Origin of the sequence: Chryseobacterium sp. 22458 (assembly GCF_052044975.1) — a bacterium.
Lineage (GTDB): Bacteria > Bacteroidota > Bacteroidia > Flavobacteriales > Weeksellaceae > Chryseobacterium.
Window position 1 is genome coordinate 1,632,363 of record NZ_JBQEOA010000001.1, and the last position, 24,091, is coordinate 1,656,453.

Sequence of the window (24,091 nt, forward strand, 5' to 3'; positions counted from 1 at the left end):
AACACAAAAGAGCTTTGAAATCTCTGTTTTTCTTATGTACAAACATCTGTACAATGTGTATCATCTGCGAGAAATAAATAATAACTACATCATTTTAATGCGTTTAACCTTATGGCAGGCTGTACACTATTTCTGTCTTTCTTTTCTTCTGAGCTCCCGAAGCCTTACCGTCAGTTTTCTTCTTAAATCATTATGATAGGCCCTGTAGTTCTTAATACTCTGTTCAAGGTTTTTTTTATTAAGCAGATATTCTTCATACAAATGTCCCAATTCTGAAATCTGGGTAGTGACATCGGATGATCCGGCTTCAGGATCATTTACCGCTTCTATCAGCAGGCGGTAATATTCGATACGGCTGGTCAGGCTCGTGTGAAGTTTTGGCTCTATTCCCTGCATACTATTTATTTTTTTCTGATTATTTTTTGATAAAAAGATTGGTCTTTCATTTCAGGTTTTCCTCTTATCTTCCTTTTCCAACAACCATTGGAGGTACATCGCTCTGGAACAATATCCTGGTTTTTCCGGAAACCGCTGCATCATTGGCAGTTTTAAAATAATTGCCGTTCAGGACGGAGGAAATCAAGGTTTCATTGGGATCACCCAAAGGCAATAATGGAAGCTCATTATATTCATTTACAGAAACCTGTGGTACAATTCCGCTGCTGTACTCTCCGGCTCCATTAGCATTAAATACTTTATAAATAACAGGATGAATCTGCCATGGGATTTTTCTCGGCTTACGACGGTCTTCTACAACAAATCCGGCCATATCTTTTCCTAATGTCACATCCCCGATCTGAATAACCTGCATATAAGGTTTCAGATTATTGATGACGATTTCAGCCGCCGAAGCGGTACTGTTTGAAGTAAGAATATAGACTTTTTTTAATCCTAATGCATGAGTCCTTAGTGTATTGAAATCTATAGCTTTGGGCTCATAGGCAATCTGTTGGGAAAAAGTTCTTTTCACTTCACCACCGTTTTTATTTCCTTTAAAAATAATGAATGGAGAATTGGACGATATTCCTGAAGGGATCAGTGAACAAAGGGCAGCAGCAGCAGATACCGATCCTCCGTAGTTGTATCTTAGGTCCAGAATAAGCTCCTGTACTCCTGCAGCTTTAAACTCAGCAAATTTCTGACTGAGAACCGGCATCATTCCCTCCGGAAAGTCGTAGATATAAAGGTAGCCTGCCTTTTTACCGTTCTTTTCAAATATTTTAGATAAGGTAGACTGCGGGAAAGAAAGACCGTAATATACTTTAATGTCCTTTTCATCAGCCACCGTCCCGTTTTTCCAGCTTCCTATGGTAAGATCCAGAACAGTAAAATCTTTTATAGAGGCGGCAATAGTTTCTGCATTGGCTCCCGTCACGGCTTTTCCGTTGATTTTGGTAATGATTGTTCCCCGTTCCAGCCCGGCATTGAAAGCAGGAGAATTCTGAAGAACCAATTTTACTACGGTAACTATTTTCCCGTTCCCCAACTGAATCACGGTATAATCAAAACCATACATATTGCGCACAGAACGTGGATAGCTGGAAGAATCTTCTGTATTCACAATAAAAGAAAACCGGTCCTGTGGAGACAGAAGGCTTTTAAAAAAATCTTTTACAGGTAAATGATAATCCGGCTTGGCGGGCATCTGGTCTGCCCAATAGTAATATCTTCTCATACTATCCTGAACCCAGACATTAACAGATTCCGTACTTCCTTCCGGAAAAACAGGAATATTTTCATCATTACCGGTGCAGGAAATAAGGATGAAAAAAAGAGCTATACACTGAAGTTTAAAAAAATTCCTCATTCCTGATTATAAATATTCTGCAATATCAATATCTCCTTTTACAACCCATACTCCATTTTCTGATTTTTCCTGAAGTACGATCATATTGGCTCCCATACGCTGTTTTATTTTAACTTTAATGGGTTGGGACCCTGCATAAGGTTCTGTAGTTCCCGGTTTATATAATTCAAGGTATACCGGAGCCGTAATGCTGAAATTATTATAAATTTTAACAGATGTAAAACTTTCTTTTCCAATATTATCAAATTCTGCCAGCACTACCCCGTTTTCTCTTTTCAAGATCCCTTTTACATTTTTAAATGAAGATCCTGAATATTCTCCCAGATTAGGAAAAATAAATTCGAATCCTATTTTTCCCAGATTCACCTGTGGCTTTACAGCATCCGCCTGTAGAAAAATGCCGGGCAGGTTAAAGAAAAATATATTTTTATAATCCTCTACATTATCATAACTGATATTATATCCTGCTATTTCCGAACCTGTTTCATTATTATATACAGCAAGTTTGTTGGTTTCTCCCTGATCAAGAACAAACTGGAGTCTGGTTTCTATTTTATCGGTGTAGGAAGTCTTCCCGCCTATGGTTACAGGTTCGCCATTGAACCTCAGCTGAAGCACATCAGGCCTGGAATATCCTTTAATGGTTATTTCACCCGGTTTCTGAACAGCATCATATCTTTCCATCACGGTATTATCTGTGCATGAAAATAACAGGGTCAATAACAAAAGTGCAAAGATCTTATTCATCTTTTATTTATTTTAACTTAAAAAATATTGCCCCGCCCATTGTGCAGGGCAATATATAATTATAAAAAAACTAGTTGGATATGTTCTGGATAGCTTTACTCATCAGCTACCCATTATTGTATAATTTCATTTATTTCTAAAAAATCAGTTTTGAAGGGAAGAATTTTTATCTTTTAATAAAATTCAGGTGTTCCTTAATTTTTCCGTCAGTAACTTCTGTTACGTAAACTCCTTCAGGTAAATCTGCAATATGGATTGATCCGGTATATGGAACGGCAAAAACTTTCTGCCCTGCCCCGTTATAAATGGCTATCACAGTCTTGTTTTCTTTCAATGCAGGATTCAGTTTCAGGCGTAGGAAATCTTTCGCAGGGTTTTCTGCTATTTTAGTAAGAATTTCGTTCTTTTTTACATCCTTTGTGCTTAGGGTAAATGATGAAGCATAAATAGCCATTTCATCAATATTGATATTCTGAATATTGCTTCCCGCCGATTTTCTGTTAGACCAGATCCCGATGTAAATTTTCTTTCCCGCAAAAGCAGACAGATCCACAAGACTTTCTACAAACTGGGTAAGATCTGCAGGAAAAGGATTTTCAGTATATCCACCTTTGATTTTATAAGGATTAGGAAGATCATTTCCGTTCGCATCTACTGCAAGTGCCTGGAAATCTGCCAAGGAAGGAACAGGTTTCTGAGGAGTGCTTACGTAGATATAAAGGTCTCTGGCAACGGCTGCCTGACTTGCTCTTTGTCTTCCTACATAAGCTGCTAAAGTAACAGTTCCTGAAGCTGAAGACAGGTCAATCTCCGGAGAGGTGATCCAGTCGTTTTCCGTAGCAAAATTAGGAGCAGTACCTGAAGGCACCAGATTGATAGAATGGCGGATTGTTCCAGAAGTTCCATACGCCATTGCAGTACCGTTGTGGTAGATATTCTTCCCCTGAATCCATCCGTTTCCGTTGTTGTTCAGATCATGGAGCGTCCATCCCTGAAGGTCATCAGCTGTTTCAAAAGAATTGCTCCATACCAGCTCCTGTGCAAATACGGCCTGTGATACCAATGCAATAGATAATAAAAATAATTTTTTCATAATACTTATTATTAAGATTTTTGAAGAATAAAAGCAGGGAAAGACACAATGCTTTCCCTGTTTTTAGGTCTTATTCCTGAACTGAGAAGTCATATTTTGTCCAAGTTCCCTGGAAGTTTCCACAGTTTCTAGGAGAAACGTTCCAAGGTCCTTCGTTGAAGAACGGCTGGCTCATCCCCCATACTGAAGCAAGAGTACCTGTCAATAAGTTGGCTGCAGGAATTCCGGAAGTTCCGGTTCCCGTTACAGAAGTTCCGAATCCGTGTACAAAAATTGAGTTTAGGTTAGAAGCTGAAGAAAGCTCAGAACCTGTTCCTTCTACTTTGATTCCTACGGGATATCCTGTAACTACGGCATCGTTCAATGTCAATTTTCCGTGTCTTCTGATATGGATAGCATTTTCATAAGCAAGGCCTTGTCCTGCCAATCCGTTTTTAGCTCCGATGATGGTAAGGTTGTTGATCACAGGATTGGTAATCAATGATGTAGAAGTACCTCCGGCGTTGTTATCCAATTCGATACCGTTAGAATCAGGAGATCCTCCGCTCACGGTATGCGCTGATCTGTAGTCTGCTAAAGATAAAGCACAAGTAATGGTTCCTGTATATCCGTTATCAAAGTCGAAGTTATCATCTTCAGCTGCGAAAGAGATCAGGTTGGAAGCATTTACCGTACCTCCGAAGAATTCGAAAGAATCATCCTGACCGTAAGATACCTGGATATGATCTAAAGTTGTACCGTTACCTACACCTCCTAATGATAATGCATTCACTTCATTTCCTGAGTTGGCTCCTACGAAATCATAACCTGCAAACTCAATACGTACATACTTCATTGTTCCTGCATTGTGGGAAGGATTAGTTCCTCCGAAATAATAATCACTACCGCTTAAACCTTCGATTGTAGTGGTAGCAGGTACATTGGTAGGTGCATCCCCCAACAGGATCACTCCTCCGAAATCTCCCGGAGTAGCTGTTGTAAGATCATCACCATCCAGTAATCTATAACTTGTAAAAACAATTGGCTGAGATTCAGTTCCTGTAGCGTTGATCTTACCTGTTTTGGTAATAACAAGAATTCCTGAACCTTCTCCTATAGCATTAGGTTTTGCCTTGATAAAAGTTCCGGGCTGAATCGTAAGAGTTGCTCCGTTTTTCACGGCTACCGTACCATCAATTTCTATTACCCCGCTCCATGTTGTATCGGAAGTAATAGGACCGCTTACCTGCGTTACAGGAAGTGAAGAAGCTGTAAGGTATTCAGCTGAAGTAGGCTTCATTTCGAAAGGAGTAGAAGAATCTGCCAAATGATCGTTCTGACAAGCAGTAAGGGATAATGCAGCAACTGCAATTAAAGTTAATCTTTTCATTGTTATAATTTTTTGGTCTTCCCGGTTATTTATTTTTATGACCGGAAGTTTTTAATATTCAGAAATATCCGCCTCTATATTTCTGCGATTTGGTTTTTGTTTCACCCGGTATTTCATGAGGAGCTGATATCCGGTGTTCCCTTCTGTTCCGCTACTGCCCGGGAAAAGACAATAGCGTCCGGTTTCTGCTGATCCGGTACTGCTGTGCGCATCATCAGTATAGATCCGGCTCATGTTCAGGATTCCGAAACCTGTACATTTCTATATATCAAGAGCTCTTTTTATCTTATCTTTTTCAAAAGCAGAGAAGGTTCTGAACTTCTGAAAGTCCTATTCTACAATAGAAAAGTCATATTTCGTCCAGATTCCCTGGAAGTTTCCGCAGTTTCTGGGTGATATATTCCACGATCCTTCGTTATAGAATGGCTGTTTCATTCCAAACAATGCAGCTGCAGATCCTGTAAGCAGGTTGGCTGCAGGAATTCCTGCCGTTCCGGCTCCTGTAACAGCCGTTGAAAATCCATGGACCTGAATGCTATTGAAATCAGATGATGAAGAAAGTTGAGAACCTGTTCCTTCTACCCTGATTCCTGTAGGATAGCCTGTTACTACGGCATTATTTAATGTCAGCCTTCCATTTCTACGGATATGAATCCCGTTTTCGTATTTATTTCCCCAATTGCTGTATTTCACTCCAATTATCGTAAGATTATTGATCACAGCATGTGTCATCAAAGTTGTAGTTGTACCTGTAGAATTATTATCCAGCTCAATTCCGTTAGAATCCGGTACGATACCGCTCAGTGAATGGTATGAGTTGTAATCTGCCAAAGAAAGGGCGCAGGTGATCGTACCTGTGTATCCGTTATCAAAATCAAAATTATCGTCTTCGGCTGCTAAAGAGATCAGATTGGACGCATTAACTGTTCCTCCAAAAAATTCAAAAGAATCATCTTTGCTGTAAGAAACCTGAATATGGTCTAAAGTCGTTCCGTTCCCAACGCCACCTAATGACAGAGCATTCACTTCATTCCCTGAATTTCCGCCCAAATAGTCATAGCCCGCAAACTCAATGCGCACATACTTCATTATTCCTGCATTGTGAGAAGGATTGGAACCGCCGAAGTAGCGGTCACTATTCAGACTTAATCCCTCAATGGATGTTGTGGAAGGTACATTGGTAGGCGCATCACCCAACAGAATTACTCCGCCAAAATCACCGGGAGAAGGATAAGTATCTTCAGTTCCATCCAGTAGTTTATAGCTCGTGAAAATAATAGGCTGATTTTCCGTACCGGCTGCATTGATCTTTCCGGTTTTAGAAATAATCAGAATACCTGTAGCAGCTCCTGTTGTATTAGGTTTGGCTTTAATGTAAGTTCCCGGAAGAATCGTTAATGTTGCTCCGTTTTTCACCGTAATGATTCCGTCCATTTCAATCACCCCGCTCCATGTTGTATTGGAGGTAATATCTCCGCTTACCGGCGTTACCGGTAAAGATGAAACTGTAATATACTCTGAAGAAACAGGTTTTAAATCAAAAGATTCTGAAGAACCTGACAGCTGATCACTCTGGCAGCCTGTAAGTGATAGTCCGGTTATCGCAGTGAGGATTAATTTTTTCATTCTTAATGAGTTTATTGGTTTATGTATTAGTTTAATGAGCCATCAGAATGTATAGTTTACACTCAACCCGAATATTCTGCCGCTGTACGCACGGAACAGGATTTTATCAATATCCCTGTCGTATTTATTGGTAGCACCCGGCAGCAGTTCCATTGATTCCCTTACCGTGTCCAGATTACTTCCTGCATCTTTTTTACTGACATAGGAATTATAATTGTTGTAATATTCTTTAACCCTGTTAAAAAGATTTCTTACGTTCAGTTTCACTTCAAGGTTTCTGTTTCTAAGGAATTTATAGGAGATCTGTGCATCTGCCACCGCATAGGCTCTCTGTATTTCTTCTCCGTTGTAGGCATATCCTACTGTGATATACTGGTCCCCCTTCGCATTATATAAAAAGCTTACTCCCAGTCTCGAACCATCATACATTAACCCGACATTATAAGCATAAGGAGTCTGCCCGTAAAGAGGTCTTTCCACTTCATAGGTAGGATCATTTTCTCCGTTTTTTTCTTTATCTTTAAAAGCAATGACTTTGGTGTCATTATAGGTAAAGTTTCCGCTGACGAAAAGTTTTGAAAGAAAAGTATCCGGAGCTATAAAACCTAAGTTTTTTCTGACTTCCGCCTCAAGTCCTTTCAGTTTGGCATTTTTTGAATTTCCGTTGTAGAGATAAAGGTTTCCTTCGCTGGAAATGAATCCTTCCCGCTCAATAGGGTTATCTATATTTTTATAATACAATCCTGCTGAAAATATCTCCCCAAGCCCCGGGAACCATTCAAATTTAAAGTCATAATTATTGACCACGGATGATACCATCTCCGTATTAAAAATCTGCCCATTCGCAACAGGATCAAAATAAGGCAATCCGGTTCTTTCATTAAACTGAGGACGAATAACCGTTTTGTTGTAAGCCAGTCTCAGATTAATTTTGTTGGTGGGGCTATAGGTAAAATTGGCTGACGGCATCCATTGCCACGGTTTATCATCAAGCCCATAGCGGGTAAAATTCCTGGAGTCTTTAGAATCCATTTGCTGGGAAATCAGATCATACTGAAAATATTCAGCCCGTAATCCCCAGACTAACCTGAATTTATTTTTCCATCGGTTATCAAACATTACATACATCGCATGCTGCTCTACTTCCCCTTCATATTTACCATCTACAAATAAAGGTCTCGTCTCCCAGCCAATTCCTCCGGGTGCATAATGAGAGCCATCAAACCAATCGGCAAGAGCGCCATACATATGGAGAATTTTGGGATTCGGAACGGCTCTGCTTTCATCAACTCTCAGTAAAAATTTCTGCTGCTGATTGGTATTGGTTTTGGATGCTCCGGCATATCCTATCTTGATATCGTTTTTAAAGTTTTGTCTGTCGAAATTCCATTTGAAAGAGGCTCCGTAATTATAATCCGTTTCTTTGCTGGCAATGTATCCCCTGGCAAAATCACTCGAAGAATTGTTAACCTCATAATAGCTTAAAATTTCACTTCCCACAAAACTGTAGAGGTTCTTGTGCAATGTATAATCCTTAGTATCTGAAGAAACACCTGTTCTGGCTGCAAACCAGTTGATTTCCATATTACTGAACTTATGATTCCCTTCCAGCTTATTCTGCAGGAATGTCTGATATACAGGATAATCTGTATTTCCGGTAAAAGGTTTGTCTAAAGAAGGAATCTGTGACGGATCATTATTGGGAATAATACCGTGATAAAAATAATTATATGAGGCTTCTGCGTTGGAAGGCAGGCCGCTTCCTCCGGTGTATTCATCCCAACCTGTAATTTTCGTCAGTGTATTATCATAGATATGGGTATACGAGTTACGGAATGATATTCTTGTTTTATTCAGCTGAAAACCGAAGTTAAGCATTCCTGCAACTGTAGAATTATAATTGTAGGATGCCCCTTTGTTTTTAAAATTATAAAAAGGAATTTTTCCGTTGGCATCCGGCACCCCGGTCGTATCCAGCCAGTTTCCCCTTCCTGTATGATCTATATCAAGCTTATTCTGTTCGTTCCTGATGATAAATGCTCCTGCAAATCCCCATTTGTTATTATTTTGAAGAGCGTAGGTTCTTCCCAATGCAAGCTGCAGATTAGATCCCATATCTCCTCTTGTTTTATAAGTGGTGAAATTATCATTGGTAAACTGCCTGGACTGCTCGAAAAACCTGGGGTCAGTCTGCACAACAGCTTCAAGACCTTTTGGAAAATCCCTGGTTCCGTCATCATACCCGAAATAATCATATTTTCCCCGCTGGCGGGTCAGAAACTCTTTGAAAGCTGCCTGATCATTATAAGAAGTTCCCATGCTTACCGTTGTAAAATTTTCATTGGGAATATCTTTAGTTCTTACTTCCACATAACCTCCTGCAAAGTTCGCATTCATATCCGGAGTTGCAGATTTGCTCACCACAACACTTTCTACCATTGCCGTAGGAATGATATCAAAAGAGAAATTCTGATTATAGGTTTCAGTGCTGGGAAGATTTATGCCGTCCATGGCTGCCGTGTTCCAGCGTTCTCCCATAGATCTTACCACCACATATTTGTTATCAATGGTCGTAATTCCCGTTACTCTTTTCAAAGTTCCGCCTACGTCATTATCAGGGGTTTTGGCAATCTGTTCAGCTGAAATTCCGTCGCTCATCTGAGCTGCTTTTTTCTGTTGTGTCAATAATCCTGCCTGGGTATCTGCTTTGCGGGTTGCGGTAACTACCACTTCCTTGATGTCCGTGATTTTATCTGAAGCTCTGTTCAGTGCAAATGAAACCGTATTGGTTTCTTTATTCGTTACTATCAATTTTTCTACCCGAAGTGTATTGTATTTAGAAGCTTTTATCGTCAGGTTATACATTCCCGAAGGAAGATCTATTGAGAAATCACCGTTATTATCTGTTGCTGTAGTCCTTCCGGCAATATTTACCTCAGCTCCGGCAACAGGATTTCCCACTTCATCCACTATTTTTCCTGATATACGTCCATTGCCGGGTACAGAAGCTGCGGAACCCTCATATTTTATTGAAATAAGATCCCCATGTAAGCGGAATACTACGGGAAGTCCGTTGGTAATGTCTTTCAGACAGCTATTGATTGTGGAATTTTCACATTTTACCCCTTTTACCTTCAGCTCTTTGATATCTACCTTTGAATAGGCCAGTCTCATTCCTGTTTTTCCTGCAAACTCCTCCAGAACCTCAATTAACGGTCTGCTGGAAGAAACGGAAAACGAAACTTTCTGAACCAGCTCCTGTGCTTCTGCTGCAACAGTAAAAAATAAGGCTGCTATGGTAAAACCACATTTCAAACTTTTCATACGTAAGTGTTCTCTTTAGATTTAAGAATTATCTGATTATTATTTTTTATGATTTATTTCTTCAGGATGTAAATATTATCTTGCTTCTGTACTTCAAATCCCAGTATAAAGGCCAGGGATTCTATATTCTCTCCCACTGTTCCCCCGGTAAAATCTGCGGTGATCTTTTTATCTTCAGCATCTTTCGGATAATGAATTTTTGTGCTGTAGTTACCTTCCAGAACAGCAATTACTTCTTTTAAAGGAACATCATTGAAACTTAAGGAAAGGAGTTCGGGTGCTGATTTTCCGGAAAGCCTGTGAGGCTCAAATGAAACTACCGCATTGGTATGAGCAACTCCGAAATTGGTCCATTTCTGATTTGGTTTAAGGAAAGATACAGGTCCTCCGGCAGCAGACACCGCCACTTTACCTTCATAAAGATCTACCGCCTTTTTCTTCCCGGATTGGGAAATTTTAAATACCGTTCCCAATACTTTTGTACTGAAACCATCTGCCTGAACAATAAAAGGATGGATCTTTGATTTAGCTACTGAAAATAAAGCATCTCCTTTCAGACTAACCCTTCTGGTATCAGCCGGAAATGATTTTTCAACGGTAAGTTCTGAACCTGGTAATAGGGTGACTACAGATCCGTCTTCAAGATGAACAATCCTGTTCCCCGCACCGGCAAGGTAAACATCTGCCTTGATGTAAGTATTATAGGTAAAGAACCCTGCTAATGAGATCAGCAGAATGATAACCGCTGCAATTTTATAGGCATTCTTCTGAAATCTTCTGACAGGAATTATTTTTTCATCAGACCCAAAATAATGATTCAGCCCGGCCAATATCCTTTCTCTTGCTTCTGACATATGAACCGGGTCCAGATCTTTTTCTGCCCGGAGCTTCCATTGGTTTAAAATTTCATTTTCTTTTTCAGAGATCTTTTCCCCTGAAACTTCCCGTCTCCAAAGTCTGAAAACAAAGGTCTCTATATTTTTATAGGTAAAACGTTTCATAAAATATTTCATCGTATTCACAGATGCTTCTATGGATAAGACAGCGAAAATGAAAAACTTCCCCAGGCTATTCTTAACATTCTATTCATATTAAAGCCCGTTTCATTATTATTTTCAACCTTTTTTACATTTACTCAACATTAACTTCATATTCACGCTCTGTTTTCCAGAAATATTTAACCTTACCATAATTAAAGTTCACAAAAAGTTAATTTTCCTTTAGGTAATTTTGTTGCAGCAATATGAACCTAACAGACTCTACTTTATTAAAGAAAATAAAATCAGGCGACCGCCCTGCATTTATGCTTTTGTACGACCGTTACTGGGATAGTCTGTACCGTTTCGTTTTTATACGGACAAAGGATAAGGAAGTTTCTGAAGAACTGCTTCAGAATTTATGGATAAAAATCCTTGAAAATACAGATGCCATACAAACGGATGAATCAGAAAGTGCCAAAGGCTACCTGCTCCGCCACCTTCATTACCGGATTCTGGATTATTACAACAGTTATAAAAAAGCTCCGCCAACACTGAGCATTGACGAGTTTGATATGCCTGCAGAAACAGATATTTCCGATACTGAATATTTTGAAATCCTCGAAGAAAATGAAATCTCCGTTTTATTATCCATGATTGATGAAGTGGTTTCACGCCTTCCTTCTACAGAGCAGCAGGTATATGATATGAGAATCCGGCAGAATATGTCGGTCAATGAAACAGCAGAAGCTTTGGGAATCAGTAATAAAACCGTCAGCAACAAATTAAGCAAGGCTCTCGGAGAGATCCGTGAACAGCTGGCTCCGGACTATCAGTCATCTAAAAAACTGATCTCTATCCTGCTTTTGATGGAGCTATTGACAAAATACTGATTTTTCAGGATTATTTTGTCTTTGTTAAATTGACTTTTCCCTAAAGCACAGGCATTTTGGGAAGAAGCGGATAAAAATGAATGATTAGTATTTCAGCTGATCTTATACACACAGCGTTGCCCTCCGGAAATAATGTGATCTACTCTTTCAACTGTATATTCTTTTCCGATCAGAGACTGAAAATTGGAAAGCTCGGCACGGCAAAACCCCTGGCATTCTGTAGCAGCAGCGCAGATCGGGCAATGGTTTTCGATAAGGAAATATTCATTACCTTCTTTTTTCCATTCTGCCATATAGCCTTCTTTACTTCGGGCTTCTGCAAGTACTTCAAGGCGCTGCTCCAGATTTCTGGTTTTTGAAAGTGCTTTTTCATACCGGTCATGGGTATTTTTTTCACGATCGCTGATCAGGAGATCCAGTGCATTTTCACCCAGAAGATTTTTTACCGATTTCAGAAGCTGTACCGTCACTTCAGCATGAGTATCCGGAAACTGAGCGAGTCCTTTTTCTGTAAGAACATAGTAAGTAGATGGGCGGCCTACCCCTTCGCTCTTCACATTAGGCTGGATGAGACCTTCCTGGGCTAGATTCAGCAAATGCTTCCTCGCTCCTTCCTTGGTGATGGAAAGCTCTTCAGAAATAAGAAGTGAAGTTGCCTCCCCCCTCATCTTTAAAAACATCAGAATGCGGTCAGCCGCTGATTTCTTCATTTGACAATATTTTGGTTGTTTTATTTTTCAACAACAAATATAGTCATTTTCTATAATCTCAAAAAACAAATACTAAGAAACACATTTACAGCACTTTGCAACAGTTGAAATAAAAATAAATAAAACAACCAAAAAGTTGTTTTATTCAAATATATTATTACCTTTGTCACACAATAATCAAAAAAATAAACAGAATGAAACCATTTACACTACCTCAGCTTTCTTATGCTTATGATGCCCTGACTCCTTTTATTGATACGGAAACAATGACCATTCACCATCAGCGTCATCACCAGGCTTATGTAGATAATCTTAATGCTGCCTTGGCACAAACCAGTGAAACCAATCCGGATCTGGATTCATTATTACAGAGAATAAGTGAATATAGCCCGGCTGTCAGAAATAATGGTGGTGGCCACTATAACCATTCCTTATTCTGGGAAATTCTTTCTCCACAACCTAAACTGAAGCCTGAAGGCCAGCTTGATGATTCGATTACGGCCACTTTCGGAAGCCTGGACGAATTAAAGGCAGAAATGAAAAAAACAGGTCTGGCTCAGTTTGGCTCAGGATGGGTTTGGCTGTATGTAAAGTTCAACGGCTCACTGGCAGTAAGTTCTACTCCCAATCAGGACAACCCGATGATGGATGTTCTTTCAATGAACAGAGGTTTTCCAATCCTTGGAATTGATGTCTGGGAACACGCTTATTACCTGAATTATCAGAATAAGAGAGCAGATTATCTTGACGCCTTCTGGTCTGTACTGGATTGGTCTGCTGTAGAAAGAAAATATGAAGAAGCCCTTTCGAAAGTAAGGTAATCAAAATACTGACTGGAAAATTCAACGATCAATGGAAACTTTTATCAATAAAGCAAAAGCATCGGGTATCATTGCTTTTGATCTTTTAACCTATAAACCTACTACGGAAATTGTAGAACTGGATATCAAAGACCATCTTTTCATGGGAATGATTGTCAAGGAAAAAGAGTTTAAAGAATCAATTGCTGCTGTGGACTTTTCCATCTATGAAGGAAAAGCAGTGGGGATCGTATGTTCTACGGATGCCATTATTCCGCCATGGGCTTATATGTTCCTTATGGAAAAACTGTTTCCTTATGCTGTTTATACAGATCTGAACAATGCCCAAACAATACTGCTCGATCTATGGAAACGCCGTCTCATCTATTCAGACCTGAAGTGCTATAAGGATCAGAAAGTAGTGGTAAGGGCAAATGCAGATCATGATTCTGCCCTGTATTTATTGGCCACCGGGCTTTTGCAGCCTTTGGTAAAAAGCCTGATGTATGGTGAAATAGGTCTGCCAAAAGTAATTTTCAAAAAATAAAACAACATGAAAGCAATCCTGTTCAACGGATCACTGGAAAGAAGAAGTGAGTCTACTTCAGGGATTATTTCCAGCTATTTCTCAGATCGTCTGGAAGCACTGGGAATACAGACTGATATTTTTACCCTTGCGGATTCGGGAATCCCCCTGTTTGATGTCACACTTACCAAAACACCTTTAGCCGTAGAGCGCATGGCTCAGATGTTTACCAGTGCTGATCTTCACATCTGGCTGGCACCTCTATACCACGGGAGCATTCCGGGAGTGATGAAAAACTGCCTGGACTGGCTCGAAGTTACAGCTAACAGGTATGAGCCTTACCTGACAGACAAGACGGTGGGACTGATATGCTGGGCAGACGGCTTACAGGCTATGCAGGGCATTAATGCGATGGATGCTATAGCCAAGTCATTACGGGCATGGCCCCTCCCATTCAGTGTTCCTATCGTTCGGTCTGCATTATTTGACGGGAACGATAAAAAGGAAATTTCTCCGCTGTATATCAATAAGTTTGAAAAGCTTATCAGCATTGCAGCCTCAAAAAAAATAGAAAAAACGACTATAAATCATTTGTAACATGATAGAAACAGATATACTGATCATTGGTGCCGGCCCTGCAGGGTTATTCACGGTATTTGAAGCCGGCCTTCTCAAAATGCGATGCCATATTATAGATGCATTACCTCAGATGGGAGGCCAGTTATCAGAATTATATCCCAAGAAACCCATTTTCGATATTCCGGGATTTCCCAGTGTACTTGCCGGTGATCTGATTGATAATCTTTATGAACAGATCCGGCAGTTTGAACCGGGTTTTACTTTCAATGAAACAGCTGTGCATCTTCTGAAGCTGGAAGAAAACCTGTTTGAGGTGATCACGGATAAAGGAACAAGACATAGGGCCAAGGCTGTTATTATTGCCGGAGGACTGGGAAGCTTTGAACCTAAAAAACCTCTCATTGAAAATATTTCTGATTTTGAGGAAAAGGGTGTCAGTTATTTCGTTAAGCGTCCGGAAGATTATGCAGGGAAACATATTGTCATTGCCGGAGGTGGTGATTCTGCCCTGGACTGGTCTATTCATCTTGCTGAAATAGCTTCTTCACTTACTCTGATTCACAGACGGAATGAATTCAGAGGAGCTTTAGATTCGGTGGAAAAAGTGAAAAAATTGAAACATGAAGGAAAGATTAATCTGATGACACCTGCTGAAGTTATCGGACTTGAAGGAAATGGTATTTTACAAAGAATCATTGTAGAAAAGGAAGGCATTCTTCAGACGATAGAAACGGATCATTTCATCCCTCTGTTCGGATTGGTACCTAAACTTGGACCTTTGACGGATTGGGGACTGGAACTGGAAAAGAATGCCATAAAGGTAGACAACAGCACTGATTTTCAAACCAATATCCCAGGTGTTTATGCTGTGGGTGACATCAATACCTATCCTTATAAAATGAAACTGATCCTTTGTGGTTTTCACGAAGCATCCATTGCCTGTCAGAGCATTTATCAGCGTCTTAACCCCAACAAAAAGTTTGTTTTGAAATATACTACAGTAAGCGGAATTGAAGGTTTTGACGGAACTAAAAAACAGGCAGAAAAACAAGTAGTAGCGACGATTGACTGATGCCATGGAGAATGAAATTACAATTAACGTAACGGATCAGGATGGTAATCAGCATACCCTGATCTGCCCTCTGGAGATGGGACTTACCTTAAAAGACATCTGTAAAGCCTACGATCTGCCTATGGAAGCAATGTGCGGCGGAATGGCAATGTGCGCTACCTGCCACTGCTATATCCTTGATGGAGAAACAACGTTGCCTGAAAAGGGTGATATTGAAGAAGCACTTCTCTCCGAACTTTTCAACTCCGGGGAAAACAGCAGATTAGCCTGTCAGATTCATCTTACCGCTCAAATGGACGGACTTTCTGTAAAGATCGCAGCAGATTAACAGATTCAAGATACAAGTTTGCACAGTTTATGATGTATATAAATTGTTGAAACTGTTTTAATTAAGTTTAGCAGGGATTTCTAAAGCAGTACATGCTGAAGAAATCCCTTTTACAAGCTCTTAAAAATAAATAATATGGCTATAAAAATAACCGATGACTGCATCAACTGCGGAGCCTGCGAACCCGAATGCCCCAATTCAGCCATTTATGAAGGTGCTATCGACTGGCGTTGGCAGGACAAAACGAAACTCTCGGGAAGCATCACTTTTCCGGATGGCACAACGGCTGATGCCGATGCTTATAATCAGGCTGTTTCAGATGAAGTTTATTATATTGTGTCCGGAAAATGTACTGAGTGCAAAGGCTTTCATGAAGAGCCGCAATGTAAAGCCGTATGTCCTGTAGACTGCTGTATCGACGATCCTGACCACCAGGAAACGGAGGAAGTATTACTGAACAGACAAAAATTCATGCATGGGACGTGACTTTTGATTGGCAATACTCTATAAATTTTCATTAAAACAGAAAATTACAGAATTGTTAAAAGCTTTAATATTATATTTAAATTTCCATTTTTGATACTTAAAATATCAATTCAGGCCGGCTAAAGCCGGCCTGAATTGTGTCTATTTTTATAGTTTCATCCCTGTTTCCGTTTAATCTCATCATATATTTTTTGAGTAAACGGGGTATCGATATGAAGTTCTGCTCCATATTTCAATACTGCTCCTGCAAATAATTCCAGCTCATTCTCTTTTTTTCCGGAATGAATATCGAGCTGCAAAGAAGTGGGGGTATCAAAAGGAAAAGCAGAAGCTTTCTCAAATGTCTTTTCTATAATATCTTCCGGCAGGTGAATTTCTTTTTGGGCTGCGATCTGTTTAATCTCTTTCATAATTTCTGTCGCTTCATATTTCTGTTCTTCATCAGTACATACTTTGCCGATTGACGAATTATGTTTTGCAGTCACCAGTCCGAAGCTGGCAATGAAAATGAATTTGGTCCAGATATCCGATAATGAATTGTCCTTAAAATCAAAATCAATCTTACTTTCTTCAAGCAGGTTTATGATCCATTTCACCTCTGCAGAAAAGTGTTCAGGGTCTTTTCCTGCAATGATCTTGCCTGCTTTTCCCTTATGTTCCACCGTTCCTCTTTCCTTAATATGGGAAGCTACATACAGACAGGTAGGTAAAATAATATGATCAGGAATGATCTTCCGGATCCTGTCATAGATATCTGCTCCGTTCATCATCGGAAGCAGTACAGTATCTTTATTGATCACCGGTAACAGCTGCCTGCATACATTTTCAAGATCATATTCCTTTACACATATAAGGATCAGATCAGGGTTTTTAACAGCCTGAATGTTTTCCTCAATAGCATCAGGATGTGTTGTGTGATCAGCATGTTCAGGAGATAAAAGTACCAGTCCGTTTTCTTTTACTTTCTCATAAGTTATTCCTCTTGCTACAAAAGTAATTTTATATTTTCCGGAGGTTTCATTCGCCTGATTTATTTTAAATCCAAAATATCCGCCTACCCCTCCCAATCCGATAACCACAATATGTTTTTTGTTCATGAAAATTATTTTTGACAAAGATGCAGGACAAATTTTGATCCATCACTTGACAAATGAAAAGAAATGAGATTTTGTACTGCAAACCGGAAAAGAGAGTACAAAAGTATATTAGATATCCATCAAATTTAAAATAATGCAATTTTATTTTTAATAGTGGTTATATCGTTAATTAATTCATTAAAAGCTTATTTTCGATCTAAAAAGCCAAGCTGGTCAGCCAGAATTAAATCAGCAGAAGGATGATACTGGAAATATTCACATACTTTTAAAATAGCATCACTGGCTAATGTCATGCTAGCACTAACAAGTTCCGCTTGATTATATTCTTCATTGATGACAATATCATTTGCTTTTGTTCTTCGCTTTCTAGCAAAAGGTATTCTTTCGCCGTCGTCAAGATGTAGTTCCCTATCTGCCATGTTACGATATGCAATAGATACACGAGCCCCTTTTTTATATAGCCCTTGTATCGCAAGCCTTTTAATGAACTCAAACAGCTGAGTCAATGGATGTAACAGACTGGTATAAAAGAAAAAATGTGAACCACTCAGAAATGTTTTAGCAAAACCGCCCCGTAGGATATCTCCTTCCATCCAATCTTCTACAAGTGCATTGATCATATAATAATGCTCAGATAAATGCATACGCCAGATTTCTTTTCTTGCACCATTATCAGATGTACCTTGATAACAATTTTCTGCAACATCTACGCTACCTTCAAAATTATTCCTTGGTATAAAAGGAAAGTTCCAGAAAAGCTTTACCTGCGCTTTTTCTACAGCTTCTAAACAAGAGAAGAGTGAGGGCAAGCTACTTTTTACAATAGGTGTAATACTAATTTCCAAATAACCCTTTTTTTTGATTTTTTCAACAATAGACATTTTACTTAAAGCTGTTATTTCTTTTTTATAAAATTCATGATCGTTGTCGGGTACTATAAAACCAAAACTCTGCCTGCGCTGCATCAGTCGGACTGCAGCCAGTTCTATAATGTCACGCAAGTCGTTTACGTTCGATACTGCTGCACTTTCCACCCTACGATTAGTATTTCTGTAATAGATGGTACTGGCTCTTAATTCTTTGTCCAGATCTCTTTTACAGATAGTAGGCGTTTCACGGAAAGAATAGACTTTTATAACAACATATTTTAGCCCATTTACATCTTCCACAATATGAACATCAAAGTCAACCATTGGGTCAGCATACTTGCCCACCTGATCTTTCATCTCATCTAAAATAAAGGTATTGCAATGTTGCGACTCAACTCCCTTCCTAACAAAGGAATTATCTACCTCTTCCACACCGATAACAATATGACCGCCATCCGGTAGGTTCGACATCGCTAATATATCTCTTGTTAATTTTTTTACATCCCAAAAGCAAGCTGCTTTAAAGTCTAGACTTGGATGCTCTTTTCGGCCTTCCAATAAATGCTCTAATTCTTCAGTTTTCATAGACAGTTTAAAATTTAATTAAAAGTAATAATTTAACCTGTTATACATTTTAAATAACGCTAATTTTAATTTTATTTATGTTTTTATGAAAAATCAATTTAGGATTATGATGGTTGTAAAAATCTGAATCGCTTCTCTCCTCCAGCTTCCTGTTTCGGCCTATTTGATTTCTCTCCTTATCCTGCTCAGTGAGCTGTCTTTGATCCCCAGATATGACGCAATAATCTTCAAAGGAACATGTTGAAAGATATCCGGATCTTTCTTCATCAGATTGGAGTACCTTGTTGATGCTTTCTGGCTCGCCATTTCAATCAGTCTGTCATGAATATTGTAGTAATTCAGAACAAAAAGAAGTCTGCTGAACTCCCTGAATTCAGGAATATTATGGAAATTATACTGCACATTCTCCAATCCGGTTGCCCAAAATGTACAGTCGGTAACTGTTTGGTAAATTTCTCTGGTTGGCTGCTGTCTGAAAAAGGATAGAAAATCATTCACAAAACAGGGTGCAGCATAAATGTTGGTAGTAATTTCTTCGTTATCTTCATTCAATAGATAAGATCTCACATATCCTTTTTCCAGGAAGAAAGTTTTGGTGCTGATGGTATCTTTATCCAGTAAAACAGCATTTGCTTTTAAATCAAAATGGCTGAAAGTTTCTGTAATCTGTTCCACCACTTCATCTTTGATACTGAATAAGGAATGAAAATAATTGTTGATCGATGATTTATTCATGAAATACTGCAATAATACAGGCTAAAATAGGAATAATTCTAAGAAAATGTTTACCTATTTTAGTTCAAATTCAACCCTGTCAGTCTTTTTATTTTTTCCAAACCTTAACAGTTTTACGGCCTTTGTTGCTGTAAAAGCCGTCAGATACATTTCGATCAAAAAGCTCCTATTTGTTCAATCTCTCCGGCTATTTCTTACAGGAAGCTATTTCCTCTTATTAAAACAACATGGGCAAAGGCCAGCAACAGCCATAAAAGATTCACTTGAAACGGGAAAGGATGCATTCTGAAAGCTCTGATAACAGTGCTGGAATTTTTCAACAGTCATCTGCAGTCATGATAAAAAAAGGCTGTCCCCATAGCAGAGACAGCGACTTTTTCCCTCTTAAGTAATTTTTTTTCTCTCCATTAGATCCTGATTCGGAGATTCATTTGTGTTATACATTTACTGATTAATTAAAAAAATCAGTTCAGTAACTATTTTGTATTAAAAATCTACTGCAAAACTATATTTTAAATTCAAAAAAACATAAAAACAGCCTACTACACATATACAACATTCGAATAAACATCTGATAAACAGAAAATTGTAAATCAATCTGTTTTTTAAATCAATTTTAAGATAAAAACAAAGACATAGAAAAAACAATAAAATACATAAGAAAAAACAGAAAATTCTGATCTTGAATGGACTGTAAAAAGTTTATCATGATGATCAGATTTCTGCAAAAAATGAATTTATCATTTATACAATTACTGGTTTGTACAAATTCGTCACTATATTTCACCCAAACAAACAAAACCCTAATTATCAAACATTTACATCATTATTTTTCATCTGTAGTATTTGTGTAGTATAGCTTTTTTTTCTTATTTGGTTAAAATTTTTCAAATTTGAGTACGAGACCACTTAAAAAAATACAGGTGGTGAAAAGAGAATATTTCGAGTGCTGTCTGACCTGATGAATCAGACAGTTTTTTTTTGTCCCAAAGCATCGAAAAAATCATAGATATCAATTTCTCCGGGAATATTCAATTTTTTTCTGATTCTGTATTTTTTTTGCTGAACGGTTCTGTGCTGAACCAAAGTATAACTTGCAATCTCCTTGGAGGTAAAGTGAAGTTTAAGCATGGCACAAAAAACGAGTTCGGAGTTTTCCAGACCGGAATTGATTGTGAGAAGTTTATCGATAAAGCCTGGGTAGCCTTCTTTAAAACGGTTCAGAAAGTCAGGATCATTGCTTCTTCCCAACTCCATGATTTCGTCCTGCTTATTATCATTTATACGGGTTTTCAGCTGCTCTGCTTCAAGTTTAAGGTCTTTTTTTCTTTTTCTGAGCAGGCTTATTACTCTCCAGGCATATATTCCTAATAATGAAAGCCCCGCTATTGAGAAAAGAATCACCCATTGTAAATTGCTTTTATGCTTTTCTGTATTTTCCTCAGTAAGGGTAATAAAGGATTCCATATCCTGATTAATTGTTGCCAGTAAAGCTGTATTGGTCTTACTTTTTGCTTCTGTATATGCATTGAGGTAAAAGTACGCTTTTTCCTTATTTCCGGTTATGTTATACAGAGTTCTGAGATCATTATAGATATATTTGGTATATTGAGAAAAGATACGCCGGGTTTTCTTATCAATCTCCAGAGCCCGTAAGAATTCTTTTTCTGCATTCTCAGGCTCTCCGTAGGTAAGATAATATTCTCCCATAATGGTGTGTATATTGAGAGTAATGGCATCCTCCCGCTTTGTCAGATTCATTTGCTTATAAGCCCTGTTAATATATTTATACGCAGAATCTTTATTTTTATGCATGTATACATAATCACTTATAGCACAATCAGCAATGCCGGTATTATCAAATTTTCTTGCTTTATTAAAGTATTCCAGGGCTTTTTTATATTGTTCTTTCTGTATATAATATTCGCCTTGTCTGATATACACATTATAAAGCACCTTATTTTTTAGCGGGGACCCTGTAGCCTTTTCAATGCAGCTCAGTGCTGTATTATTATATTCAAGTGCTTTGTCTTTTCTTCCCAGCTCATTATTAAGCCGACCGTAGTTATTATAAAATATAGCCTTATGGATGTTATTTTCCGAGTCTTTCAATATTTTCTCTGCATTATCAAAAAGTATTTTTGATTTCTGATAATTTTCCAGTGAGATATTTATCTGTGCCAGATTGATATAGCATAACGCTTTACCGTCCTCATACCCTGCCTGCTCTGCTTTTTTATAATATTGTTTGTTAAGACTGACCAATGAATCATATTCTCCTGAAAGCCGGAGCCTTTCATTTTCCGTCATCAGTGGAATATCAAAGTTTTTTTCACGTTCCTTCTGAGAATGAGAGTGGCATGAAGCTAAAGCAACAAGTAAAACCAAAAGAAAAATACGTATCATATACTTCTTTAATTTAAGCTGAAATTCCTGTATAAATTATGATAAAAGAATAACTTTATAAAGTGATTAATATTATATTTTCTTTAATTATTTATGATATTTTTTGAAAAACCATGCAATATATAGCATTTAAAAAATAGAATCTTGTATATTTCACCCCTTTATATTTTCGAAAAAATCGTAAATATCTGTTTCACCGGAGATATTGAGCCTTTTTCTGATTCTGTATTTTTTTTGCTGAACAGATTTGTGTTGTACAAAAGTATAATCCGCAATTTCTTTAGATGAAAAACGCAGTTTCAACATGGCACAGAAAGCCAGTTCAGAATTTTCAAGATCAGGATTGATTTTTAAGAGTGTACTCACAAAATCCGGATATAATTCTTTGAATTTCAATAAAAAAGCTGAATCATTCTTTTTTGCTAATTCAATGACTTCTTCAAGCTGTTTGGTATATACATGATTTTTAAGCTCATCGGTCTCCATCTTCAGCTTTATTTTTTTCTGCTTCATATCATTGACTACTTTTCTGACATATACTCCTGAAACTGTAAGTACGGTAATGGATAAAGCTATAAATAAAGGCAGCTCATTTTTATGCCAGTCGGATTCTTTTTGAACATCAGAAATAAAATTTTCCGTAGCCTTATTCATTGAAGCCATACGGGCAGCATTAATCCTCCCTTCTTCTTCCATATACAGTTTTAAATAATGGTATGCTTTACCCCCATCATTTTTTTTCTTGTAAAGTTCTGCCAAAGCCTTATAGACTCCGTTAATATGAGTAGAATAGGTACGTCTTGTTTTTATATTGATCTCAAGCGCTTTCTTCAGGGCTTCTTCGGCTTTGACGTTATTGTTGACCTCGTTATAATAATAGCCCATGGTAAAATATACCCAGAGGGATTCTACATCACTTGTTTTCTGACTGAGCATTTTCTGATCTGCTCTTGCTACATATATCCCCGCAGAATCCGGCTGACGGGTGTACAAATAATACTGGGCAACCATACAATTGCTGTATGCTGAATTTTCCAGTGCATTACCTTTAAGAAAACATTTCAGGGAGGTTCCCCGCCATCCTTTTTTAGCATAATAAATCCCTCGGTTGATATATAGTCTGGAATATAACTTTGTTTTCAGTGCAGAACTATTTGCCTTCTTTAAATAATAAAATGCTTTATTGTCACATGCTATCGCTTTATCATACAATTCAAGATGAGAATAATACAAGCCGTAATCATTATAGAACAGTGCCTTATGATACATATTCCCGGAGTTTTCCAGATGTTTTTCCGCCTTGTTGAAAAAGAACAGTGCTTTTTCATAATTTCCGGCAGAAACATTGACATCTGCTATATTGAGATAGCAAAGCCCTTTTCCTGCCTGATAGTTCATCTTTGCAGCTTTCTTAAGATATTCTATATTAAAATGGATAAGTGCTTCATATTCACCGGAAAGATGAAGTTCTGAATTCCGGTTGAGCAGAGAGGTATCAAAATGGTCTCTCTCCTTTTCACCGGGGCTTTTGCTGCACGAAATCATAAACAGCAGCAGCCCTGTAAAAATTGAGATGAAGATGGCTTTAGCCATGATCTCCGGATATGTTTTATAATTTTTAATACGGTCAGGTTTTGAATTGCTTATCATTTTGCCAGTATATAAGCGTAAACATTAAATACTGATTGTTTTTTTTACATTCTTTGTTATAAATATACATAATTTCAATAAAAAAACAGGACGTTTTTACCAAATATTGACACCTGCAAAACTCTTTCTTTAATGAAATAATAAGGTAAGAAAAACCTGACAAAGCTGATTCAGAACCTTTTGGACCGGTACAATTGATATTTACTATTGATAAATCATAGTTTTTTTTGATAAAATGCCTGACAGGTAAGGCTCATCTTTAGATCTGATCCAAAATTTATGAGGAAATATGTATATAAAATAAAAAAGAACTACTGTCTGAGTAGTTCTTTTTGTTGTGACCCGGCTGGGATTCGAACCCAGGACCCATACATTAAAAGTGTATTGCTCTACCAGCTGAGCTACCGAGTCG

General features: G+C 38.1%; 22 protein-coding genes and 1 tRNA gene. 7 read left to right on the forward strand and 16 right to left on the reverse strand.

The features are described from left to right. Window positions 1-126: 126 nt before the first annotated feature. The 9 genes from ACTJJF_RS07265 to ACTJJF_RS07305 form a co-directional block, all read right to left on the reverse strand. Complete coding sequence (locus ACTJJF_RS07265; protein WP_312306058.1) at window positions 127-396, reverse strand: hypothetical protein; 270 nt, start codon at window positions 394-396, stop codon at window positions 127-129. A gap of 64 nt (window positions 397-460) precedes the next feature. Continuing rightward, window positions 461-1,807 (reverse strand): S41 family peptidase, encoded by a 1,347-nt coding sequence (locus ACTJJF_RS07270; RefSeq protein ID WP_440699201.1) that lies wholly within the window; start codon window positions 1,805-1,807, stop codon window positions 461-463. A 6-nt stretch (window positions 1,808-1,813) separates the two neighbouring features. Beyond that, window positions 1,814-2,554, reverse strand: a complete 741-nt coding sequence (locus ACTJJF_RS07275; protein ID WP_440699202.1) for a hypothetical protein — start codon at window positions 2,552-2,554, stop codon at window positions 1,814-1,816. Between the two features lie 166 nt (window positions 2,555-2,720). Beyond that, entirely contained in the window at window positions 2,721-3,647 is a 927-nt protein-coding gene (locus ACTJJF_RS07280) for a choice-of-anchor J domain-containing protein (RefSeq protein ID WP_440699203.1), read from the reverse strand. 70 nt (window positions 3,648-3,717) lie between these two features. Continuing rightward, window positions 3,718-5,016 (reverse strand): hypothetical protein, encoded by a 1,299-nt coding sequence (locus ACTJJF_RS07285; RefSeq protein WP_440699204.1) that lies wholly within the window; start codon window positions 5,014-5,016, stop codon window positions 3,718-3,720. Window positions 5,017-5,067: 51 nt separating this feature from the next. After that, a complete protein-coding gene (locus ACTJJF_RS07290; RefSeq protein WP_276161767.1) occupies window positions 5,068-5,250 on the reverse strand; it encodes a hypothetical protein in 183 nt (60 codons plus the stop codon). Between the two features lie 96 nt (window positions 5,251-5,346). Then, the gene (locus ACTJJF_RS07295) at window positions 5,347-6,642 is read right to left on the reverse strand and encodes a hypothetical protein (protein WP_440699205.1); all 1,296 of its coding nucleotides are present in this window, start codon (window positions 6,640-6,642) and stop codon (window positions 5,347-5,349) included. A gap of 42 nt (window positions 6,643-6,684) precedes the next feature. Then, the gene (locus ACTJJF_RS07300) at window positions 6,685-9,966 is read right to left on the reverse strand and encodes a TonB-dependent receptor domain-containing protein (RefSeq protein ID WP_440699206.1); all 3,282 of its coding nucleotides are present in this window, start codon (window positions 9,964-9,966) and stop codon (window positions 6,685-6,687) included. Between the two features lie 53 nt (window positions 9,967-10,019). Then, window positions 10,020-10,967: a FecR family protein gene (locus tag ACTJJF_RS07305; RefSeq protein ID WP_440699207.1), complete on the reverse strand. Its 948-nt coding sequence runs from the start codon at window positions 10,965-10,967 to the stop codon at window positions 10,020-10,022. 242 nt (window positions 10,968-11,209) lie between these two features. Between ACTJJF_RS07305 and ACTJJF_RS07310 the strand changes: the two genes are divergently transcribed. Continuing rightward, window positions 11,210-11,836: an RNA polymerase sigma factor gene (locus ACTJJF_RS07310; RefSeq protein WP_312306037.1), complete on the forward strand. Its 627-nt coding sequence runs from the start codon at window positions 11,210-11,212 to the stop codon at window positions 11,834-11,836. A gap of 92 nt (window positions 11,837-11,928) precedes the next feature. Here the strand turns inward: ACTJJF_RS07310 and ACTJJF_RS07315 are convergent, their stop codons facing one another. After that, on the reverse strand, window positions 11,929-12,546 hold the full coding sequence (locus tag ACTJJF_RS07315) for a helix-turn-helix transcriptional regulator (protein ID WP_440699208.1): 618 nt from the start codon (window positions 12,544-12,546) through the stop codon (window positions 11,929-11,931). A gap of 194 nt (window positions 12,547-12,740) precedes the next feature. On the opposite strand from ACTJJF_RS07315, the gene ACTJJF_RS07320 reads away from it, so the two are divergent. From ACTJJF_RS07320 to ACTJJF_RS07345, 6 genes are all read left to right on the forward strand, one after another. Further along, entirely contained in the window at window positions 12,741-13,367 is a 627-nt protein-coding gene (locus ACTJJF_RS07320; protein WP_440699209.1) for a superoxide dismutase, read from the forward strand. A gap of 31 nt (window positions 13,368-13,398) precedes the next feature. Next, a complete protein-coding gene (locus tag ACTJJF_RS07325; RefSeq protein ID WP_440699210.1) occupies window positions 13,399-13,893 on the forward strand; it encodes a DUF2480 family protein in 495 nt (164 codons plus the stop codon). Window positions 13,894-13,899: 6 nt separating this feature from the next. Then, window positions 13,900-14,469, forward strand: coding sequence for an NADPH-dependent FMN reductase (locus ACTJJF_RS07330; protein WP_440699211.1), 570 nt, complete (start codon window positions 13,900-13,902; stop codon window positions 14,467-14,469). A 1-nt stretch (window position 14,470) separates the two neighbouring features. Next, window positions 14,471-15,523, forward strand: a complete 1,053-nt coding sequence (locus ACTJJF_RS07335) for an NAD(P)/FAD-dependent oxidoreductase (protein WP_440699212.1) — start codon at window positions 14,471-14,473, stop codon at window positions 15,521-15,523. A 4-nt stretch (window positions 15,524-15,527) separates the two neighbouring features. Continuing rightward, a complete protein-coding gene (locus tag ACTJJF_RS07340; RefSeq protein WP_312306024.1) occupies window positions 15,528-15,851 on the forward strand; it encodes a 2Fe-2S iron-sulfur cluster-binding protein in 324 nt (107 codons plus the stop codon). A 135-nt stretch (window positions 15,852-15,986) separates the two neighbouring features. Continuing rightward, window positions 15,987-16,337, forward strand: a complete 351-nt coding sequence (locus ACTJJF_RS07345) for a 4Fe-4S dicluster domain-containing protein (RefSeq protein WP_440699213.1) — start codon at window positions 15,987-15,989, stop codon at window positions 16,335-16,337. A gap of 155 nt (window positions 16,338-16,492) precedes the next feature. On the opposite strand, the gene ACTJJF_RS07350 is transcribed toward ACTJJF_RS07345, so the two are convergent. The 6 genes from ACTJJF_RS07350 to ACTJJF_RS07375 all read right to left on the reverse strand — a co-directional run bounded on the left by ACTJJF_RS07350 (window position 16,493) and on the right by ACTJJF_RS07375 (window position 24,090). Continuing rightward, on the reverse strand, window positions 16,493-17,434 hold the full coding sequence (locus ACTJJF_RS07350) for a ketopantoate reductase family protein (RefSeq protein ID WP_440699214.1): 942 nt from the start codon (window positions 17,432-17,434) through the stop codon (window positions 16,493-16,495). A gap of 185 nt (window positions 17,435-17,619) precedes the next feature. Then, on the reverse strand, window positions 17,620-18,888 hold the full coding sequence (locus ACTJJF_RS07355; protein WP_440699215.1) for an AlbA family DNA-binding domain-containing protein: 1,269 nt from the start codon (window positions 18,886-18,888) through the stop codon (window positions 17,620-17,622). Between the two features lie 159 nt (window positions 18,889-19,047). After that, window positions 19,048-19,623 (reverse strand): Crp/Fnr family transcriptional regulator, encoded by a 576-nt coding sequence (locus tag ACTJJF_RS07360; RefSeq protein WP_312306017.1) that lies wholly within the window; start codon window positions 19,621-19,623, stop codon window positions 19,048-19,050. Window positions 19,624-20,589: 966 nt separating this feature from the next. Further along, window positions 20,590-22,029 carry a tetratricopeptide repeat protein gene (locus tag ACTJJF_RS07365; RefSeq protein ID WP_312306015.1) on the reverse strand — a complete coding sequence of 480 codons (1,440 nt, stop codon included), beginning with the start codon at window positions 22,027-22,029 and terminating at the stop codon, window positions 20,590-20,592. A 153-nt stretch (window positions 22,030-22,182) separates the two neighbouring features. Then, window positions 22,183-23,679 (reverse strand): tetratricopeptide repeat protein, encoded by a 1,497-nt coding sequence (locus tag ACTJJF_RS07370; RefSeq protein WP_440699216.1) that lies wholly within the window; start codon window positions 23,677-23,679, stop codon window positions 22,183-22,185. Window positions 23,680-24,017: 338 nt separating this feature from the next. Next, window positions 24,018-24,090: transfer RNA gene (locus ACTJJF_RS07375), tRNA-Lys, on the reverse strand. Between the last annotated feature and the right edge of the window lies 1 nt (window position 24,091).